At 65.5% G+C, this 19,603-nt stretch carries 21 protein-coding genes and 1 pseudogene; 13 read left to right on the top strand and 9 right to left on the bottom strand.

The window, feature by feature from the left end:
* The first annotated feature begins 65 nt into the window (after positions 1-65).
* The 7 genes and pseudogenes from TQ98_RS24930 to hutG all read left to right on the top strand — a co-directional run bounded on the left by TQ98_RS24930 (position 66) and on the right by hutG (position 8,555).
* Complete coding sequence (locus TQ98_RS24930) at positions 66-1,511, top strand: cytosine permease (protein ID WP_044875097.1); 1,446 nt, start codon at positions 66-68, stop codon at positions 1,509-1,511.
* Positions 1,512-1,602: 91 nt separating this feature from the next.
* Positions 1,603-3,132: a histidine ammonia-lyase gene (hutH, locus tag TQ98_RS24925; protein ID WP_044875098.1), complete on the top strand. Its 1,530-nt coding sequence runs from the start codon at positions 1,603-1,605 to the stop codon at positions 3,130-3,132.
* A gap of 73 nt (positions 3,133-3,205) precedes the next feature.
* Positions 3,206-4,600 carry an amino acid permease gene (locus TQ98_RS24920; RefSeq protein WP_044875099.1) on the top strand — a complete coding sequence of 465 codons (1,395 nt, stop codon included), beginning with the start codon at positions 3,206-3,208 and terminating at the stop codon, positions 4,598-4,600.
* 140 nt (positions 4,601-4,740) lie between these two features.
* Positions 4,741-5,592 carry a proline/glycine betaine ABC transporter permease gene (locus TQ98_RS24915; protein WP_044875100.1) on the top strand — a complete coding sequence of 284 codons (852 nt, stop codon included), beginning with the start codon at positions 4,741-4,743 and terminating at the stop codon, positions 5,590-5,592.
* Positions 5,589-6,404: pseudogene (locus tag TQ98_RS24910) on the top strand (betaine/proline/choline family ABC transporter ATP-binding protein); the annotation flags it as partial. The gene TQ98_RS24915 and the pseudogene TQ98_RS24910, both read left to right, overlap by 4 nt.
* 146 nt (positions 6,405-6,550) lie before the next feature.
* A complete protein-coding gene (hutI, locus tag TQ98_RS24905) occupies positions 6,551-7,759 on the top strand; it encodes an imidazolonepropionase (protein WP_103103087.1) in 1,209 nt (402 codons plus the stop codon).
* Positions 7,752-8,555: an N-formylglutamate deformylase gene (gene hutG / locus TQ98_RS24900; RefSeq protein WP_044875103.1), complete on the top strand. Its 804-nt coding sequence runs from the start codon at positions 7,752-7,754 to the stop codon at positions 8,553-8,555. Before hutI ends, hutG begins: the two co-directional genes overlap by 8 nt.
* Before the next feature lie 51 nt (positions 8,556-8,606).
* Here the strand turns inward: hutG and TQ98_RS24895 are convergent, their stop codons facing one another.
* From TQ98_RS24895 to TQ98_RS24880, 4 genes are all read right to left on the bottom strand, one after another.
* Positions 8,607-9,566 carry an alpha/beta hydrolase gene (locus tag TQ98_RS24895; protein WP_044875104.1) on the bottom strand — a complete coding sequence of 320 codons (960 nt, stop codon included), beginning with the start codon at positions 9,564-9,566 and terminating at the stop codon, positions 8,607-8,609.
* Positions 9,567-9,581: 15 nt separating this feature from the next.
* Entirely contained in the window at positions 9,582-10,994 is a 1,413-nt protein-coding gene (locus TQ98_RS24890) for an FAD/NAD(P)-binding protein (RefSeq protein WP_044875105.1), read from the bottom strand.
* Between the two features lie 151 nt (positions 10,995-11,145).
* Positions 11,146-11,619: an NUDIX hydrolase gene (locus TQ98_RS24885; RefSeq protein ID WP_044875106.1), complete on the bottom strand. Its 474-nt coding sequence runs from the start codon at positions 11,617-11,619 to the stop codon at positions 11,146-11,148.
* Positions 11,616-12,047 (bottom strand): hypothetical protein, encoded by a 432-nt coding sequence (locus tag TQ98_RS24880; RefSeq protein WP_044875107.1) that lies wholly within the window; start codon positions 12,045-12,047, stop codon positions 11,616-11,618. Before TQ98_RS24880 ends, TQ98_RS24885 begins: the two co-directional genes overlap by 4 nt.
* A gap of 94 nt (positions 12,048-12,141) precedes the next feature.
* Here TQ98_RS24880 and pip point away from each other — a divergent pair, with 94 nt between their 5' ends.
* From pip to TQ98_RS24850, 6 genes are all read left to right on the top strand, one after another.
* Positions 12,142-13,116, top strand: coding sequence for a prolyl aminopeptidase (gene pip, locus TQ98_RS24875; protein ID WP_044875108.1), 975 nt, complete (start codon positions 12,142-12,144; stop codon positions 13,114-13,116).
* Positions 13,116-13,553: a D-aminoacyl-tRNA deacylase gene (gene dtd / locus TQ98_RS24870; RefSeq protein ID WP_044875109.1), complete on the top strand. Its 438-nt coding sequence runs from the start codon at positions 13,116-13,118 to the stop codon at positions 13,551-13,553. The genes pip and dtd overlap by 1 nt, the downstream gene beginning before the upstream one ends.
* A 122-nt stretch (positions 13,554-13,675) precedes the next feature.
* On the top strand, positions 13,676-14,467 hold the full coding sequence (locus TQ98_RS24865; protein ID WP_103103086.1) for a transporter substrate-binding domain-containing protein: 792 nt from the start codon (positions 13,676-13,678) through the stop codon (positions 14,465-14,467).
* Between the two features lie 92 nt (positions 14,468-14,559).
* Complete coding sequence (locus tag TQ98_RS24860; RefSeq protein WP_103103085.1) at positions 14,560-15,522, top strand: amino acid ABC transporter permease; 963 nt, start codon at positions 14,560-14,562, stop codon at positions 15,520-15,522.
* Complete coding sequence (locus TQ98_RS24855; RefSeq protein WP_044870800.1) at positions 15,515-16,249, top strand: amino acid ABC transporter ATP-binding protein; 735 nt, start codon at positions 15,515-15,517, stop codon at positions 16,247-16,249. Before TQ98_RS24860 ends, TQ98_RS24855 begins: the two co-directional genes overlap by 8 nt.
* Before the next feature lie 24 nt (positions 16,250-16,273).
* Positions 16,274-16,801: an RDD family protein gene (locus TQ98_RS24850; protein ID WP_052659146.1), complete on the top strand. Its 528-nt coding sequence runs from the start codon at positions 16,274-16,276 to the stop codon at positions 16,799-16,801.
* Between the two features lie 107 nt (positions 16,802-16,908).
* On the opposite strand, the gene TQ98_RS24845 is transcribed toward TQ98_RS24850, so the two are convergent.
* The 5 genes from TQ98_RS24845 to TQ98_RS24825 are packed head-to-tail and all read right to left on the bottom strand — an operon-like array spanning position 16,909 to position 19,584.
* Entirely contained in the window at positions 16,909-17,331 is a 423-nt protein-coding gene (locus tag TQ98_RS24845) for a UPF0158 family protein (protein ID WP_044870801.1), read from the bottom strand.
* 50 nt (positions 17,332-17,381) lie between these two features.
* Positions 17,382-18,089 (bottom strand): 16S rRNA (uracil(1498)-N(3))-methyltransferase, encoded by a 708-nt coding sequence (locus TQ98_RS24840; RefSeq protein WP_044870802.1) that lies wholly within the window; start codon positions 18,087-18,089, stop codon positions 17,382-17,384.
* The gene (gene tatC, locus TQ98_RS24835; protein WP_103103084.1) at positions 18,086-18,880 is read right to left on the bottom strand and encodes a twin-arginine translocase subunit TatC; all 795 of its coding nucleotides are present in this window, start codon (positions 18,878-18,880) and stop codon (positions 18,086-18,088) included. Before tatC ends, TQ98_RS24840 begins: the two co-directional genes overlap by 4 nt.
* The gene (gene tatB / locus TQ98_RS24830; RefSeq protein ID WP_044870805.1) at positions 18,877-19,317 is read right to left on the bottom strand and encodes a Sec-independent protein translocase protein TatB; all 441 of its coding nucleotides are present in this window, start codon (positions 19,315-19,317) and stop codon (positions 18,877-18,879) included. The genes tatC and tatB overlap by 4 nt, the downstream gene beginning before the upstream one ends.
* Positions 19,318-19,323: 6 nt before the next feature.
* The gene (locus tag TQ98_RS24825; RefSeq protein ID WP_044870806.1) at positions 19,324-19,584 is read right to left on the bottom strand and encodes a twin-arginine translocase TatA/TatE family subunit; all 261 of its coding nucleotides are present in this window, start codon (positions 19,582-19,584) and stop codon (positions 19,324-19,326) included.
* Positions 19,585-19,603 lie beyond the last annotated feature (19 nt).

The raw sequence follows: 19,603 nt of genomic DNA, 5'->3' as shown, positions 1-19,603 counted from the left end.
GCATGACAGTTCTCAAGGACAACAACAAGAGCCGCGCCACTTCAGCCTATTTGGAGAACCGTTAGATGACTCAGTCCCACGAGCCGTCGGCCAAGCCCCTGATCGAGCGTCGCTCGATCGACTACATTCCCGAGGCCGAGCGCCACGGCCGCCTCTATAGCCAGTTCACCCTCTGGATGGGGGCCAATCTGCAGATCACCGCCATCGTCACCGGTGCCCTGGCCGTCGTGCTGGGCGGCGACGTGTTCTGGTCGCTGATCGGCCTGTTCATCGGCCAGCTGTTCGGCGGCGCGGTGATGGCCCTGCATGCGGCCCAGGGGCCGAAGCTCGGCCTGCCGCAGATGATTTCCAGCCGGGTGCAATTCGGCGTCTACGGCGCAGCCATCCCGATCGTCCTGGTGTGCCTGATGTACCTCGGTTTCACTGCCACCGGCACCGTGCTTTCCGGCCAAGCCATCGGCCAACTGATTGGCGTCAGTGACAGCGTCGGCATCCTGATCTTCGCTGCGGTAATCGTCCTGTCCGCTGTGTCCGGCTACCGGGTGATCCACTACATCGGCCGCATCGCCAGCGTGCTCGGCATCATCGCCTTCATCTACCTGTTCAGCCGCGTGATGACCCTGGCCGACGTCGGCGAGCTGCTGCAGAACCGCCATTTCAGCTGGTCCAGCTTCCTGCTCGCGGTGTCCCTGGCCGCGTCTTGGCAGATCGCCTACGGCCCCTACGTGGCTGACTATTCGCGCTACCTGCCGAGCAGCACTTCGGCGGTGAAGACCTTCCTCGCCGCCGGTCTGGGCTCGGTGATCGGCGCCCAGGTCGCCATGGTGCTCGGGGTGTTTGTCGCGGCCATGGCCAACGGCCAGTTCGCCGGTCACGAGGTGGCCTACGTTGTCGGCCTTGGCAGCACCGGTGCCGTAGCCGCGCTGCTGTACTTCAGCATCGCCTTCGGCAAGGTGACCATCTCCACCCTGAACTCCTACGGCAGCTTCATGTGCATCGCCACCATCATCAGTGGCTTCCGTGGCCACATCGAGGTGTCGCGCACCCAGCGCCTGCTGTTCGTACTGGGCATCGTCGGCGCCTCCACCCTGGTGGCGCTGCTTGGCCAGCATTCCTTCCTGGCCGCGTTCAAGTCCTTCATCCTGTTCCTGCTGACCTTCTTCACCCCCTGGAGCGCGGTGAACCTGGTGGACTACTACTTCGTCACCCGGGAGCGCTATGACGTGCCGGCACTGTCCAATCCGGATGGCCGCTACGGCCGCTGGAACGTCCCGGGGATCACCGTCTACGCCATCGGCGTACTGGTACAGCTGCCCTTCATTTCCACCAAGCTCTACACCGGCCCGCTGGTGGAGGCGCTCGGCGGAGTGGATATCTCGTGGATCATCGGCCTGGTGGTGCCCGGCGTCCTCTACTACGTAGTGGCGCGGCGCAGCAAGCGCCCGGTGCCGGAGCACATGGTGCTGCCGGCGGATTCGATCAACCTCGACAAGGCCGCCAACGGCGCCTGAGTCCAGACTTTAACTATGGGGCGTGGCGCAGGGCGCCGCGTCCGAAGTTCAACATCGTCGCTCGTGGAAGGCGGCGGATAAGGAGAAACTGATGAACCTGCACCTCAAACCCGGCCACCTGACCCTGGCCGACCTGCGCAAGGCCTACCAGCAGCCCCTGCAGCTGACCCTGGACGCCAGCGCCGGCCCGGCCATAGACGCCAGCGTCGCCTGCGTCGAAGGCATCATCGCCGCGGGCCGCACTGCCTACGGCATCAACACCGGATTCGGCCTGCTGGCCTCGACCCGCATCGCCCCGGCCGACCTGGAAAAACTGCAGCGCTCGCTGGTGCTGTCCCACGCTGCCGGTGTCGGCGAGGCGCTGGACGACGCGATGGTGCGCCTGATCATGCTGCTCAAGGTGAACAGCCTGGCCCGTGGTTTCTCCGGCATCCGCCGCAAGGTGATCGATGCGCTGATCGCGCTGATCAATGCCGAGGTTTACCCGCACATCCCGCTGAAGGGCTCCGTGGGTGCTTCCGGTGACCTGGCGCCCCTGGCGCACATGTCCCTGATCCTGCTCGGCGAGAGCAAGGCGCGTTACAAGGGTGAGTGGCTGCCGGCCACCGAGGCCCTGGCTGTCGCCGGCCTGGAGCCGCTGACCCTGGCCGCGAAGGAGGGCCTGGCCCTGCTCAACGGCACCCAGGTGTCCACCGCCTATGCCCTGCGCGGCCTGTTCGAGGCCGAAGACCTGTACGCCGCTGCCACCGTCTGCGGCGGCCTGAGCGTCGAAGCCATGCTCGGCTCCCGTGCGCCGTTCGATGCGCGCATCCACGCTGCCCGTGGCCAGCGCGGCCAGATCGACGCGGCTGCCGCCTACCGTGACCTGCTCACCGCCAGCAGCGAGATCGCCCAGTCCCACGAGAAGTGCGACAAGGTCCAGGACCCGTACTCCCTGCGCTGCCAGCCGCAGGTCATGGGCGCCTGCCTGACTCAGCTGCGCCAGGCCGCAGAAGTGCTGGAGATCGAATCCAACGCCGTTTCCGACAACCCGCTGGTATTCGCCGAGCAGGGTGATGTGATCTCCGGCGGCAACTTCCACGCCGAGCCGGTGGCCATGGCCGCCGACAACATCGCCCTGGCCATCGCCGAGATCGGTTCGCTGTCCGAGCGCCGCATCTCCCTGATGATGGACATGCACATGTCCCAGCTGCCGCCCTTCCTGGTGGAAAACGGTGGGGTCAACTCCGGCTTCATGATCGCCCAGGTCACCGCAGCCGCCCTGGCCAGCGACAACAAGGCCCTGGCCCATCCGGCCAGCGTCGACAGCCTGCCCACCTCGGCCAACCAGGAAGACCACGTGTCGATGGCGCCCAACGCCGGCAAGCGCCTCTGGGCCATGGCCGACAATGTGCGCGGCATTCTCGCCATCGAATGGCTGGGCGCCTGCCAGGGCCTGGACTTCCGTACCGGCCTGAAGAGCTCGCCGAAGCTGGAAGAGGCCCGCGGCCAACTGCGCGCCAAGGTGCCCTACTACCAGGAAGACCGCTTCTTCGCCCCGGACATCGAGACCGCCAGCAACCTGCTGGCCAGCGGCTGCCTGAACGGCCTGATGCCGACGAAGCTGCTGCCGAGCTTCTAAGCCCTACCGGCCGCCCCGTACCGGGGCGGCCTGCTTTCTCCAGCACTACAAGAACAATTAGGAATTCTACGGAATGAGCGAACAGCTTGGATTGCAGCGCGGCCTGAGTGCGCGGCACATCCGTTTCATGGCCCTTGGGTCGGCCATCGGCACCGGGCTTTTCTACGGCTCCGCGTCGGCCATCAAGGCGGCTGGGCCGTCGGTCCTGCTGGCCTACCTGATCGCCGGGGCGGCGGTCTACATGGTGATGCGCGCCCTGGGGGAGCTGGCGGTCCACAATCCGGTTTCCGGCTCCTTCGGCCATTACGCCAGCACCTACCTCGGCCCTCTGGCCGGCTTCGTCACTGGCTGGACCTACGCCTTCGAGATGATCATCGTCGGTCTTGCCGACGTGACCGCGTTCGGTATCTACATGGGCTTCTGGTTCCCGGATGTACCCCGCTGGATCTGGGTACTGTCCCTCGTGTTCTTCCTTGGAGGGCTCAACCTGTGCAGCGTGAAGGTCTTCGGTGAGCTTGAGTTCTGGCTGTCGCTGCTGAAGGTCGGCGCCATCGTCGCGATGATCCTGGCCGGGCTGGGCATCATGGTGTACGGCTTCGGCACGGCCGACGCCGGCGCGGCTACCGGCATTCATAACCTCTGGGCCCACGGCGGCTTCATGCCCAACGGCATCAGCGGCCTGATCGCTTCCTTCGCGGTGGTGGTATTCGCTTTCGGCGGCATCGAGATCATCGGCGTCACCGCCGGTGAGGCGAAGGATCCGCAGCGGGTTCTGCCGCGCGCGATCAATGCCGTGCCCATGCGCATCCTGCTGTTCTACGTGCTGACCCTGTTCGTGCTGATGTCCATCTTCCCCTGGCCGCAAATTGGTACCCAGGGCAGCCCCTTCGTGCAGATCTTCGACGGCCTGGGCATCGGCTCGGCGGCGGCGATTCTCAATATCGTGGTCATCTCCGCGGCGATTTCCGCCATTAACAGCGACATCTTCGGCGCCGGCCGCATGCTCTACGGCATGGCCCGTCAGGGCCAGGCGCCTGCCGGTTTCGCCAAAGTGTCGCGCCATGGCGTGCCTTGGCTGACCGTGGTCGTCATGGCCGCAGCATTGTTGGTAGGGGTAGTGCTGAACTACCTGATCCCGGAAGACGTCTTCACGCTGATCGCGTCCATCGCCACCTTCGCCACTGTCTGGGTCTGGCTGATGATCCTGCTGGCCCAGGTGGGCATGCGTCGCGGAATGAGCCGGGCGGAAGTTGCCGCGCTGAAGTTCCCGGTGCCCTTGTGGCCGGTCGCACCGGCGGCCGCCATCGCCTTCATGGTGTTCGTCTTCGGCGTGCTCGGCTACTTCCCGGACTCCCGTCCGGCGCTGTGGGTCGGCGCGGTCTGGATTGCCCTGCTGGCGGTCGCCTACTGGCTGTGGGTACGGCCGGCGAATGCAGCAATGGGCGCCGTGGCGGCCCAGGGCGAATAGGGCGGGGCTGATGGGCGGTCGTGCTGGCGCTGCACGCCTATCCTTAACGGAAGGGCTCATGGCGTCGCTCCGCGTTCCAGACGGCTGCGCCCACCCCCTTGGCCAGTGGGCGAGGGGGAATCCGCCCGATGGAGCCGCCCATGTTCCCCGAACGCTTCACCTTCTCCTTTGCCAACTGGGTCAATGCCTGGGTAGACACCCTGGTGACCCAGTATGGCGCGGCGTTTCGCCAGGTTTCGGACAGCCTGCTGTGGTCGGTGGTCCAGTTGGAAAGCGCACTGCGGGCGCTGCCCTGGTGGCTGTTCCTGCTCCTGGTGGGAGCATTGGCCTGGCACGCCACGCGACGTGCATTCCGAGCACTCATGATCGTCGGCCTTCTGTTTCTGGTCGGCGCCATGGGGCTCTGGGACAAGCTGATGCAGACCGTCGCGCTGATGCTGGTGGCGACCTTGATTGCCGTGATGATCGGCATTCCCCTGGGCATTCTGGCGGCGCGCAGCGACCGGCTTCGCGCCGTGCTCATGCCGTTGCTGGATGTCATGCAGACCCTGCCCAGTTTCGTCTACCTGATCCCGGTGCTGATGCTCTTCGGCCTGGGCAAGGTGCCCGCCATTTTCGCCACGGTGATCTACGCGGTGCCGCCGCTGATTCGGCTGACCGACCTGGGCATCCGCCAGGTGGATGCCGAAGTGCTGGAAGCCACCGACGCCTTTGGGGCAAGCCACTGGCAGCGGCTCCTGGGCGTGCAATTGCCGCTGGCGCTGCCGAGCATCATGGCTGGTATCAACCAGACCGTGATGATGGCGCTGTCCATGGTGGTGATCGCTTCGATGATCGGCGCTCGCGGCCTCGGCGAAGAGGTGCTGATCGGTATCCAGACACTCAATGTCGGCAAAGGCCTGGAAGCGGGGCTGGCGATTGTGATCCTCGCGGTTGCCATCGACCGCATCACCCAGGCCTACGGTCGGTCCGAGCGGGTACAAGGGCAATGAGTGGCGAGCAGGCGGACAAGATCGTCCTGCGGCAGGTGAGCAAAGTCTTCGGGCCTCGCCCCGAGGTTGCCCTGGCGATGCTCAACCAGGGTTGCAGCAAGGCCGAGGTGCTGCAGGCCACTGGCTGCGTGGTCGGCATCCATGACCTGTCGCTGTCCGTTGGCGCGGGCGAGCGCTTCGTGGTCATGGGCCTGTCCGGTTCCGGCAAGTCCACGCTCGTGCGTCACATCAACCGTCTGGTCGAGCCCAGCAGTGGTGAGATTCTGGTCGATGGCGAGAACGTCCTTGACTATGGCCCGGAGGCCCTGCGCGAATTCCGTCGGCACAAGGTCAGCATGGTGTTCCAGGGCTTCGGTCTGCTGCCGCACAAGAGTGTCCTGGACAACGTCGCTTATGGTCTGCGCCTGCGCGGCGAACCGAAGTCCAATTGCCTGGAAGGCGCTCGCTACTGGATTTCCCGGGTCGGTCTTGAAGGCTTCGAGACGTCCTTTCCACGGCAGCTTTCCGGTGGCATGCGGCAGCGGGTCGGCCTGGCTCGCGCGCTGGCCACGGACACCGACATCATTCTCATGGACGAGGCCTTCAGCGCCCTGGACCCACTGATCCGCGCCGATATGCAGGACCAGCTCCTGGCCCTGCACCAGGACCTGGGCAAGACCATCGTTTTCATCACCCATGACCTGGACGAGGCACTACTGATCGGCCAGCGCATCGCCATGCTGCGTGACGGCCAGTTGGTTCAGGTCGGTCAACCTGAAGACATCCTGGCGCGGCCGGCCGACGACTATGTCGAGCGTTTCGTCGTGCGGCGCCGCAACCGTTTTCAGAATCCGGATTTCTCCCAGACCGGGGGAGCCGAAGCCACACCCAAGAGGAACCCCATGCAATCCCCCACCAACCCTTCCAACGTCGCCGGCAGCCAGTCTGAGCGGGCGACTGGCGAATCGGGAGGCCGTAGATGAAACACCTCTGGCATAACTGCCATGCCGCCACCATGAAGGATGGCAAGTACTCGATCATCGAAGACGCTGTGCTGATCACTTACGCCGGGCGCATCGAGTGGATCGGCCCGCGCGAAGCGCTGCCGTCCATTCCCTATGACGTGGAGGTTGACCTCGGCGGTGCCTGGGTCACTCCGGGCCTGATCGACTGCCACACCCACCTGGTGTTCGGCGGCGACCGTAGCCGCGAGTTCGAGCAGCGCCTGGAAGGCGTGAGCTATGCCGAGATCGCCGCCCAGGGCGGCGGCATCGCCAGCACCGTGCGCGCCACCCGTGAGGCCAGCGAGGACGAGCTGCTGGAGAGTGCCACCCGCCGTGCCCGCCAGTTGCTGCGCGATGGCGTCACCACCCTGGAGGTGAAGTCCGGCTACGGCCTGGACCTGGCCAGCGAGCGCAAGATGCTGCGAGTCGCCCGTCGCCTGGGCGAGGCCCTGCCCATCACGGTGCGTGCCACCTGCCTGGCCGCCCACGCCCTGCCGTCGGAGTACGCCGGCCGCGCCGATGACTACATCGACCACATCTGCGACAGCATCCTGCCGGAGCTGGCCGCTGAAGGCCTGGTGGATGCCGTGGACGCCTTCTGCGAGCACCTGGCGTTTTCCCCTGAGCAAGTGGAGCGCGTGTTCAAGGTGGCCAAGGGCCTGGGCCTGCCGGTGAAGCTGCATGCCGAGCAACTGTCTTCGCTGCACGGCTCCAGCCTGGCGGCGCGCTATCAGGCGCTGTCGGCCGACCATCTGGAATACATGACCGAAGACGACGCCATCGCCATGGCCAAGTCCGGCACCGTTGCCGTGCTGCTGCCGGGTGCCTTCTTCCTCCTGCGGGAAACCCAGCTGCCGCCCATCGACGCGCTGCGCAAACACGGCGTGGCCATGGCGGTGTCGACTGACCTCAACCCCGGCACCTCACCGGCGTTGTCGTTGCGCATGATGCTGAACATGGCCTGCACCTCCTTCCGCCTGACCCCGGAAGAAGCGCTGGCCGGCGCCACCCTGCACGCCGCCAAGGCCCTTGGCCTGGCCGAGAGTCACGGCAGCCTGGAAGTGGGCAAGGTGGCTGACTTCGTCGCCTGGGACATCCAACGCCCGGCGGAGCTTGCGTACTGGCTGGGCGGCGACCTGCCCAAGCGAGTGATTCGACACGGACAGGAGATCGCCTGTGGATAACGTTCTCTCGTTCAGCCGCGGCAGTGTGCCGCTGCTGATCAGCATGCCGCACCCCGGCACCCGCCTGACCCCGGCGGTGGAAGCGGGCATGGTGGAGGCCGGTTGGGACCTCACCGACACCGATTGGCACATTCCGCGCCTCTATGCGTTCGCCAACGAGCTGGGGGCGAGTACCCTGGCGGCGCAGTACTCGCGCTATGTCATCGACCTGAACCGTCCGGCCGACGACAAGCCGCTGTACGCCACCGCCACCACCGGCCTTTACCCGGCCACGTTGTTCGATGGCGAGCCGCTCTATCGCGAAGGCGAAGAGCCGTCAGCAGCCGAGCGGGCGCGTTACCTGGCGGACATCTGGACGCCGTACCACCAGACCATCAACGATGAGCTGGCGCGGATGAAGGCCGAGTTCGGCTATGCGCTGCTGTTCGACGCCCATTCCATCCGCTCTTTCATCCCGCGCCTGTTCGATGGCCGGTTGCCGGACTTCAACTTCGGCACCAATGCCGGTGCCAGTTGCGATGCGAGCCTGGCCGACGCCCTGGTGTCCGTCTGCGCCGGTGCGACGGACTACAGCCATGTGCTGAATGGCCGCTTCAAGGGTGGCCACATCACCCGTCACTACGGCCAGCCGGATCAGCACATCCATGCCGTGCAGCTGGAACTGGCTCAGTGCACCTACATGGACGAGCAGCTGCCCTTCGATTATCGCGAAGACCTGGCCGTGCCGACCCAGGCGGTCCTGCGCCGGATTCTGCAATCCATGGTGGATTGGGGGCGTCAGCACTACGGCCGCTGATCGGGCCGAGGCGGCGGGCACGCGGGCACCACCCGTTGCACCGCCGCTGCGTCAGAGGGCGTGGAGGAAGTCCAGCATCAACGCGCTGACCTCCTCCGCCCGCTCCTGTTGGATCCAGTGCCCGGCGCCATTGAGCAGGTGACACCCCCGCAGCCCGGGCAGGGTGTGCGGAAACGCGGCGATCAACTGGGGAACCACCGGGAACCCGAGCACCGAGTCCCGGGTTCCGGCCATGAACAGGGACGGTTGCCGGATGATGCAGCCGCGCCACGGGGCCATCAGTTCAGCGGAAAGCCTGAGGGTGCGGTACCAGTTCAACCCGCCGCGAAAGCCGGTGCGCTCGAAGGCCTGCACGTAGTAGGCGATATCGTCCTCGGTGAGCCAGGGTGGCAGTGTTTCGGGTTCCTCCATATGCCCGAGAAATCCCCGGCCGGGCTGCAGGCGGCCGAAGGCCGGCATACCGCGCCAGTCCCCGGAACCGCTGAACAGCATCCGCCGCAGGGTCGCTCGGACATCCCGCTCCAGTTCGGCTTCCGCCACACCGGGGGCCTGGAAGTACTGCAGGTAGTAGTCATGGATGCCCCGGTCCTCCAGCACTTTCAGGATGTCCGTCGGGTCGGGCGGCGCGAAGGGCACGCTCATGCCGATGACGGCGCGGAACAGGTCCGGGCGCACCAGGGCGGCAGCCCAGGCGACCATGGCGCCCCAGTCGTGCCCGACGATGACGGCCTGCCTTTCCCCCAGGACCCGGACCAGATCCACCAGGTCTCCCACCAGGTGCAGCCGGGTATAGGCCTCCACTTTTTCCGGAGCGTCCGTCCCGCCGTAGCCGCGCATGTCCGGGGCGACCGCCCTGAACCCGGCGGCGGAAAGGGCGTCCAGCTGATGCCGCCAGGAGTACCAGAGCTCCGGGAAACCGTGGCACAGCAGCACCAGGGGCCCCTCGCCCTGCATCGCGACACGCATACGGATACCGTTGACGACGAGGGTTTCCAGTGTCGGGGCGAGCATATCCACACCATCCGTTCAGGCGAGCAGCGCCATTAGCTTTGGCAGATTCACCGCAGCCTGTTGCCGGGCGAGGGCCAACTCGTGGAGCAGTGCCTGACGCTCACTGTCCTCCGGCCTGACCTCGCGTACCACCGTGGTCATCAGAAAGAGGCGTGAGCTGAACAGCCACTGGGTCAGGGCCTTGTTTTCGAACCAGTGCTGGAGGTTGCCCAGATAGCTGGCCCAGATCCTGACCCAGTCCTCCGGAACCCGTGGCGCCGGGACTGGCCGGCAATAGGCGTTCTTCTCCGCGTCGTCCGCCAGGTGGCGTTCGACGAACGCGATCAGGGCAGCCGAAAAGACCGGTTGGTTGTTGCTGACAAGGGTGAGGTTGATCCGGCTCCCGTCGAACACCGGCGCCACCTTCCATCCGGCCAGACCGTTGGCACTGCAGTCGATGAACAAGGCCCCGGCGGGCACTGCGACGCTGCCTCCGTCCAGCAGAACCCTCTCCGGCTCGATCGCCTCCACATGGCCCAGCCGGACCTTGTGTCCGATGCCGCGCAGGGCGTCCAGTTCGCTGCGGGTGACGGTGGCGCCGCGATAGGCCTGCGGCGTGACGGATGGATCGATACGCAGCAACTGGCCCGACTGTTCAAGCCGGTCGAACAAGTCCGCGAGCGAGGTGGCGGCGGCGAGGGCCGAGTACTGTGCCGTGACACCGCGCATGCTGTGCTCGAAGTACTCGAGGCCGGGTTGCAGGGTGGCGCGATCCACCAGCCAGGGGTCATTGGGCATGATCCAGTGGATCGACGCCGGTGCCACGCCGTTCTGCAGCAGCCACAGGCAGGTGTCGATACCGGTCTTGCCGGAGCCCACCACCACATAGGCCGGATACGGCTGGCGGATTTGCGGCAGCTCGTTGGGCGGCACACAGGTCACCCCAGTGGCGACCTGGTATTTCGGGGGGTGAGTGGAGGGCACCTGGGTCTGGGCGTGCGTGGCGTCGACCAGCTTGCGCCGGACCTGCACCCGGTATTCGCGGCCGCTCAGCAGGGAAACGAATCGATGGTCCGAGGCGCGGTCGCCGATGTAGTCGCACATGGCGCAGTAGCGCACGCGCCCCGACGGCAGGAACTGCTGGTTCATCACCTGCTCGTAGTAGCTGAGGATTTCTGCGCCGGAGGCCAGTTCGTAGAGGTTTTCCCCCAGCGCGGAGCGGTCTTTCTTCCCACTGCCCAGTTCACGGGAGTTCACGCCGTAGCAGGCCGAGGGCTGGTGAAGGCGGACGAAGGGGTAGGCGTCGTTCCAGTGGCCGCCGGGCTGGGCGTGGCGGTCCACCATCAGCACTGTGGCGTCGGACTCGCTGAGCAAGGTATCGACGAACGCCATCGCCGCCGCGCCGGCGCCGATCACCAGATAGTCGGTCTCCAACAGCTCGGGTTCCATGGCGATTGCCCTCGTGGTGCTGAACGCCTCAGAAGCTAAAGGCTAGCGGCAAGCCCCCGGGGTTTCAGACCAAGAGCTGATTGCCGCCATAACCAATGGCTCTAAACCCGCTGCCGTCCGGCTGGGGTTGCCGCGCGGGACTGACAGGCCTTCAGCGCTGGAGGCCGAGGTGGCGAATCACCACGTCCTCGGCCGCCACCCGCTCCCAGACGTCGTCCAGCAGCTCGGCGGGGTAGAAGGGCAATCCGGCCAGCTCGTCGCGACTGACCCAGCCCAGTTCGCGGATCTCGAACTCGTCTCCGCCGAGGCCGTTCAGGTTGGCCATGCTGAGTTCGCCGCGCCAGGCGTCGATCCGGTAGAACAGCTCCATGTGGAAGCGGCCCATGGCCGGCTCGGCGAACTCACGGACGTAGACCAGCGGGCCGACCTCCACCTCCAGCCCGGTCTCCTCCATGAACTCGCGGCGCACCGTGTCGCGGGTGGATTCGTCGGTCTGGGATTCGAAGCCGCCACCTGGCGGTATCCAGTAGGTGTCGTCGCCTACCACGTGCTTGACCAGCAGGATGCGGCCGTCCCGTACCAGCAGGCCGGCGGCACGAATGCGGTGGGTCAGTGGTGCGCTCATTGCCAATCCAGCCTGGCGAGTTTCCACTCGCCGTCTTCCAGCCACCATTCCAGCTTCACGCCGTAGTGACGCGCGCTGTCGGGAATCAGCCCCTCGGCGCCGGCGAGGGCCACCTGGGCGTCGGTGTAGCCCTTTTCGTGGTAGGTCGGGTCCAGCCGGTTGGCCTTGGTCAGGGCGAGGACGCTGACGTTCTGGTGGCGCAGGAACATCAGCGTCATGGTGCGCTTCGCCCAGTCGCGGTCATTCTGCTGCTGGGCGATGAATTGCGGATGCAACTGGTCCAGCACCGCGCGGGTCTTCTTCGCTTCGAGGTTGTCCTGTAGTTGCTGCACCGCCGCATCCAGCGCGGCGGCGGGGTCGTTTCGGCCACAACCGGCTAGGATTGCCAGAACGCAGAGCGTCGGCAGCGCGAACTTCCTGAGTAGCATGCTGAACTCCTTTTTCCTCGTTATGATTCCCGGCAGGTTAGAAGGCCGGACTCCCCCAGGAGTCGACCTTTCGCACAGTTCCAGGGAGCCCAGAATGCAGCCTTTGTACCCGGAGATAAAACCCTACGCCCGGCACGAACTGGCGGTGGACGCGCCGCACGTGCTCTACGTGGACGAAAGCGGCACGCCTGAAGGCTTGCCGGTGGTGTTCATCCACGGCGGGCCTGGGGCCGGCTGTGACGCCATGAGCCGGCGTTTCTTCGATCCGAACCTCTACCGCATCGTCACCTTCGACCAGCGCGGCTGCGGCCGTTCAACACCCCATGCGAGCCTGGAGAAGAACACCACCTGGGACCTGGTGGCCGACCTGGAACGCATTCGCCAGCACCTGGGAATCGACAAGTGGGTGCTGTTCGGCGGTTCCTGGGGCTCCACGCTCTCCCTGGCCTATGCCCAGACCCATCCGGAGCGTGTGCTCGGCCTGATCCTGCGGGGCATCTTCCTGTGCCGCCCGGAGGACTTCCACTGGTTCTACCAGGAAGGGTGCAGCCGGATGTTCCCGGACTACTGGGAAGACTATCTGGCGCCCATTCCGGCCGAGGAGCATGGCGACCTGATGCAGGCCTACCACAAGCGCCTGACCGGGCCGGACCAGATCGCCCAGATGCACGCCGCCAAGGCGTGGTCCACCTGGGAAGGCCGCACCGCCACCCTGCGCCCCAGCGCGCCGGTGGTGGAGCGCTTCAGCGAGCCGATGCGTGCTCTGTCCATCGCCCGCATCGAGTGTCACTACTTCGTCAACAACGCCTTCCTCGAACCCAACCAGCTGCTTCGCGACATGCCGCGCATCGCCCACCTGCCGGGCGTCATCGTGCATGGCCGCTACGACGCCATCTGCCCGTTGGACAACGCCTGGGCACTGCACAAGGCCTGGCCCAACAGCGAGCTGCAGATCGTCCGTGACGCCGGTCACGCCGCCTCCGAGGCCGGTATCACCGACGCCCTGGTGCGTGCATCCAGCCAGATGGCCCGCCGTCTGCTGAATATGCCGCCGGAGGAGGACGCCTGATGAAGGCGCTGCTGCAACGCGTCAGCGCCGCTCGCGTCGAGGTGGAAGGTGAAGTGGTCGGTGCCATCGACCAGGGGCTGCTGGTGCTGGTGGGCGTCGAGCCCCAGGACACCGAGGCCAGCGCCGACAAGCTGCTGCACAAGCTGGTCAACTACCGGGTGTTCGCCGATGCCGAGGGCAAGATGAACCTGTCCCTGGGGGCCGTCGGCGGTGGCCTGCTGCTGGTTTCCCAGTTCACCCTGGCCGCGGACACCAACAGCGGCCTGCGTCCGAGCTTCTCCACAGCAGCGCCGCCCGCCCGAGGCGAGGCGCTGTTCGACTACCTGGTGCGCCAGGCCCGCCTCAAGCACCCGCAGGTGGCCACCGGGCGCTTCGGCGCCAACATGCAGGTGCACCTGGTCAATGACGGGCCGGTCACCTTCCTGCTGCAAAGCTGATCTGGCCCGATTACTGCTTTATTGCGACTCGCCATCCACGACGATGGGCGTTAGCATGCGCGCCATGCCCCGTCATCCGTGGGCTTGAAGAAGAACAACGAGCTGCCCCATTAGGAGAAAAAATGAAAAAGTTTCTCGCGTCACTGCTGTTCTCCGCCTGCGCCCTGACCGGGCTGGCCCACGCCGGCATGGTCGACGACGCCGTCAAGCGCGGCACCCTGCGCGTCGGCATGGACCCGACCTACATGCCCTTCGAGATGACCAACAAGCGCGGTGAGATCATCGGCTTCGAAGTCGACGTGCTGAAGGCCATGGCCAAGTCCATGGGCGTCAAGCTGGAGCTGGTGTCCACCAGCTACGACGGCATCATTCCGGCGCTGCTGACCGACAAGTTCGACATGATCGGTTCCGGCATGACCCTGACCCAGGAGCGCAACCTGCGCATCAACTTCTCCGAGCCCTTCATCGTGGTCGGCCAGACCCTGCTGATCCGCAAGGAGCTGCAAGGCGAGATCAAGTCCTACAAGGACCTGAACGATGCCAAGTACCGCATCACCTCGAAGATCGGCACCACCGGCGAAATGGTGGCCAAGAAGCTGATCTCCAAGGCCCAGTACCACGGCTTCGACAACGAGCAGGAAGCGGTGATGGACGTGGTCAACGGCAAGGCTGACGCCTTCATCTACGACGCCCCGTACAACGTGGTGGCGGTGAACAAGGCCGGCGCCGGCAAGCTGGCGTTCCTGGAAGAGCCCTTCACCTACGAGCCGCTGGCCTTCGGCCTGAAGAAGGGCGACTACGACAGCCTCAACTGGATCAACAACTACCTGCACCAGATCAAGCAGGACGGCACCTACGATCGCATCCATGCCAAGTGGTTCAAGAAGACCGACTGGCTGAAAGAGATGGAATAAGTCCAGCGGGCCATTGGTCCACGCTGGCAATGACAGGCCCGGCCCACAAGGCCGGGCCTGCCTTTTGTCCCCCGCCATGAGCGAGATTTCCCGTGATTAGAAAGCATCGCCGCACCTGGCCCTGGCACATCCTGACCGGTTTCATCCTGGTCGTGATGGGCTATGCGCTCTGGTATTCCACTTCGCTGATTTCCTATGAGTGGCGCTGGAACCGCGTGCCCCAGTACTTCGCCTACCAGGCGGAAGAAGGCCAGCGTGCCGCCGACTACGGCACCATCAGCGCCATCACCGAGGCCGGCAGCAACGCCCGCGTGACCCTGGCCGCCGAGGGCGGCCAGGAGCAGGTGCTGGAAGTGGCCAAGGACAGCCTGCAGGTCAGCCAGGGTGACGATGTTTCCGAAGGCGACCTGATCGGCGTGACCCGCCACTGGGCGGCCGGCCCGCTGCTCTGGGGCCTCTGGACGACCCTGTGGATATCCGTGCTGTCCGGCGCTACCGGCCTGCTGATCGGCCTGTTCACCGGCCTCTGCCGGCTGTCGCACAACCCCACCCTGCGCGACCTGTCCACCGTCTATGTCGAACTGGTACGCGGCACGCCGCTGCTGGTGCAGATCTTCATCTTCTACTTCTTCATCGGCACGGTGCTGAACCTCTCCCGCGAGTTCGCCGGGGTGGCGGCGCTGGCGCTGTTCACCGGCGCCTATGTGGGCGAGATCGTCCGCGCCGGCGTGCAGTCCATTGCCCGTGGCCAGAACGAAGCGGCCCGTTCCCTGGGCCTGACCGGCGGCCAGTCCATGCGCCATGTGATCCTGCCCCAGGCCTTCAAGCGCGTGCTGCCGCCCCTGGCCGGGCAGTTCATCAGCCTGGTGAAGGACACCTCGCTGGTCTCGGTGATCGCCATCACCGAGCTGACCAAGAGCGGCCGCGAAGCGATCACCACCTCGTTCTCCACCTTCGAAATCTGGTTCTGCGTCGCGGCGCTGTACCTCGTCATCAACCTGCCGCTGTCGCAAATCGCCAGCCGTCTGGAGCGGAGGCTCGGGAAAAGTGATTGAAGTCCGTGACCTGGTGAAAGTCTTCGATGCCCGCGGCCATGAAGTGCGGGCTGTGGATAACGTCACCACGCAGGTGAAGCGTGGTGAAGTGGTGGTGGTGATCGGTCCTTCGGGCTCCGGCAAATCCACCTTCCTGCGCTGCCTGAACGGCCTGGAGGAGCTGGATTCCGGCTCGGTGAGCATCGACGGTGTCGACCTCGCCGACCCGAAGACCGATGTGAACGCCTACCGCCGCGAGGTGGGCATGGTGTTCCAGCACTTCAACCTGTTCCCGCACATGACCGTGCTGGAGAACCTCTGCCTGGCGCAGAAGATCGTGCGCAAGCGCGGCAAGGCCGAGCGCGAGGCCAAGGCCCAGGCGCTGCTGGCCAAGGTCGGCATCGCGCAGAAGGCCAACGAGTACCCCTCGCGCCTCTCCGGCGGCCAGCAGCAGCGCGTGGCCATCGCCCGCGCCCTGTGCATGGACCCCAAGGTGATGCTGTTCGACGAGCCCACCTCGGCGCTGGACCCGGAAATGGTCGGCGAAGTGCTGGATGTGATGAAGCAGCTGGCCCAGGAAGGCATGACCATGGTCTGCGTGACCCACGAAATGGGCTTCGCCCGCGAAGTGGCGGACCGGGTGCTGTTCTTCGACCACGGCAAACTGCTGGAAGACGCGCCCCCGGCGCAGTTCTTCGCACAACCCCAGGACCCACGCGCGCAGAGCTTCCTGCGCCAGGTGCTGTAACTTCCCGGAAGGAGTGAGAGGGTCATGGAAGACCGTCGAGTCAACAGGTTTACCCTGGAGCATCAGGCCACCGGTGAGCATTACCAGCTTGTGGGGGGGCTCGACCGTGGGGCCGGCGCACTGCTGGATCTGCTTCTGCTGGCCGCACTGGGCGTGGCAATCGCCCTGGGGCTGATTCATTGGGGCGGTGAGTCCACTTCGCTGCTCAGGCTGCTGGAGTGGATGCTTATGCTGCTGCTCGGCCCCGTCTACTTTCTGTTTTGCTGGTACCGCTGGGGGCAAACACCCGGTATGCGGGCGATAGGTGCGGAACTGGTGGATCGACGTACTCTGGCTCGTCCGGCTCTATGGCGATTGATACTTCGCTATGGCGTCTTCTCAGCGCTCGTAGCGCTCGTCAATTACGGCTTCATCGTTCTGGTGATCTGGATGTTTGTGGATAAGCGCAACCAGGGCCCCCATGACCGCCTCGCTGGAACCCTGGTGATCCTTCGGGTTGCGCCACAGCTCCATTCGGGCGCTCCAGCGGAAGCGTCCGTAAGTCAGCACTGAAACTGGTCCATGGGCCGGCCCGGTGTAACCGGGCCGGCCTTTTTGATGGGTATCGCTCCGCTCCACCCATCCTACGGGGCTGGGGGATAAGGTAGCCGGCGGTCGACTCAATGCAGCGGCTGGGCCGGTTGCAGTTCGTTCTCTTCCAGCCAGTCCTGGGCCAGCTCGCGCAGGCGGGCGGCCTCGAACTGGTGCCAGGCTTCCAGCAGCACCGGGTATTCCATCAGCACGTGGCGAAAGGAGCGGGCGGGTTTGCGGCCGCCCAGGGCCTGTTGCAGAGCGGCGTAGGCGTGCGGGTGGACCACTTCCACCAGGAATTCCTGCATCAGCGCCAGTTCGTCGCCCTGGCCCAGCGGCTCCACCAGGAGGAAGCGCTCGGGTTCTTCGCGCAGCAGGGCTTCCAGTTCGGGATCGGCGTCTTCTTCGGGGATCAGCAGCACCTTGCCGCTGAGCAGGTCGAGGTAGTGGTCGAGACCTTCGGTATTGAGGGCGAAGGCGATCTGGTCGAGGTCGATGGTCAACGGTCGCATGGAGAGTCTCGATGACTAAGGATGCTGCCAGCCTACGCCAGCATCGTGACTCAGAATAGACGGGCGAGCAGGGCCGTGACCGCCGTCTCCACGCGCAGGATGCGCTCGCCGAGCTGGACCGGTTGCAGGCCGGCTTCGTGCAATTTTTCCACTTCGTAGGGAATCCAGCCGCCTTCCGGACCGATGGCCAGGGTGATGGGCTCGTCTACCGCACGGGGGCAGGGCGGGTGGTCGCCGGGGTGGCCGACCAGGCCCAGGGTGCCGGCGGCGAGCTGGGGCAGGCGGTCCTCGACGAAGGGTTTGAAGCGCTTTTCGATGACCACCTCCGGCAGCACGGTGTCCCGCGCTTGCTCCAGGCCCAGGACCAACTGCTCACGGATGGCGGCGGGTTCGAGGAACGGGGTCTGCCAGAAGCTCTTTTCCACCCGATAGCTGTTCAGCAGTACCAGGCGCGGCACGCCCATCGCGGCGACCGTCTGGAATACACGGCGGAGCATCTTCGGCCGGGGCAGGGCCAGCAACAGGGTGATGGGCAGTTTGGCCGGCGGCGGCTGGTCGAAGGTGACCTCCAGCTCGGCGTGGTCCGCCTCCAGGTGCAACAGGCGACCCTGGCCCATGAGGCCGCCCAGGCGGCCCACCCGCAGGCTGTCGCCGGCCTCGGCGCGGTGGACTTCATGCAGGTGCTTCAGGCGCCGGCCTTCCAGGCGCGCCCGGTCCGCCGCGATGAAGTCGGCGTCTTCGAGAAGGAGCAGGTTCACGGGCGGGTGGCGGGCGGCTGGTCGCCGGGTTCTTCGGAATCGTCTTCCGGGTGCTCGCCACGCTTTCGGATCAGGCCGCCGAAGAATACGCCGACCTCGAACAGCAGCCACATGGGCACGGCCAGCAGCGTCTGGGAGAAGATGTCCGGCGGGGTCAGGACCATGCCCACCACGAAGCAGCCGATGACCACGTAGGGACGGATGCGCTTGAGGTAGGCCACGTCCACCACGCCGATCCAGATCAGCAGCACGACCGCGACCGGGATCTCGAAGGCGACACCGAAGGCGAAGAACAGCGTCATCACGAAGTCGAGGTAGCTGGTGATGTCCGTCATCATCGACACGCCTTCGGGGGTCACGCTGGCGAAGAAGTGGAAGATCAGCGGGAACACCAGGAAGTAGGCGAAGGCCATGCCGGCGTAGAACAGCACGATGCTCGAAATCAGCAGGGGCAGGGCGATGCGCTTTTCATGTTTGTACAGGCCAGGGGCGATGAAACCCCAGACCTGGTGCAGGATCACCGGCATGGCGAGGAACAGCGCCACCACCATGGTCAGCTTGAATGGCGTGAGGAAGGGCGATGCCACGTCGGTGGCGATCATGGTGGCGCCTTCCGGCAGGTACTGGCGCAGGGGCGCCGACACCAGGGTGTAGATCTTCTGGGCGAAGTAGAACAGGCAGGCGAAGATCAGGAAGATCGCCGCCACGCAGCGCAGCAGGCGCGTACGCAGTTCGGTGAGGTGCGAGACCAGGGGCATTTCCTGGTCTTGTTCCGGCTTCTGGTCGCTCATGGGATGCGGGACGGCTGTTGCGGTTCGACGGGGGCCTGGGAGCTGGCCGGGGCGGTTGCCTCAGGTGCGACTGGCTGACCGGGCGCGGGCTGATCGGCGGCCGGTACGGTCGCGACCTGCGGAGCAGCGACAGGGGCTGGCGCCGCCGGGGCGCCTTCAGGCTCGGCAGCGGGCGCTGGGGTTTCTGCCGCGGGAGGCGCGATGCTTTCCTTGATCTGCTTTTCCAGCGACATGATGTGTTCGTTATGCAGCTGGCGACGGATCTCGTCAGCGCCGATCTCGCGTTCCACTTCCGTCTTGATGGCATTGAAGCTGCGCTTCAGACGGCCGATCCAGAGGCCGGCGGTACGCGCTGCGCCGGGCAGCCGCTCGGGCCCGAGCACCAGAAGGGCGATCAGGCCGATCAGCAGCAGTTCACCGAAGCTGATACCGAACATGGGGCATCAGTCCTTGCGGGTCACCGGGTCCTGGACCTTCTGCGCCTGACCTTCGATGGTCTGGGCCTGGTTCAGGGGCGTGGCGCCGGGTTGTTGGGCAGTGGTCTGCTCGGGGGACTTGTCGCCTTCCTCGGTGTTCATGGCCTTGCGGAAGCCCTTGATGGCTTCGCCCACGTCGGAGCCGAGGGTCTTCAGGCGCTTGGTGCCGAAGACCAGCACGACGACGATGAGAATGACCAGCCAGTGTTTCCAGTCGAAGATGCCCATGGTGTGTTCCTCTTGATTG

The organism is Pseudomonas sp. LFM046 (genome assembly GCF_000949385.2).
Lineage (GTDB): Bacteria > Pseudomonadota > Gammaproteobacteria > Pseudomonadales > Pseudomonadaceae > Metapseudomonas.
This window is presented reverse-complemented; position numbering and strand designations above follow the sequence as displayed.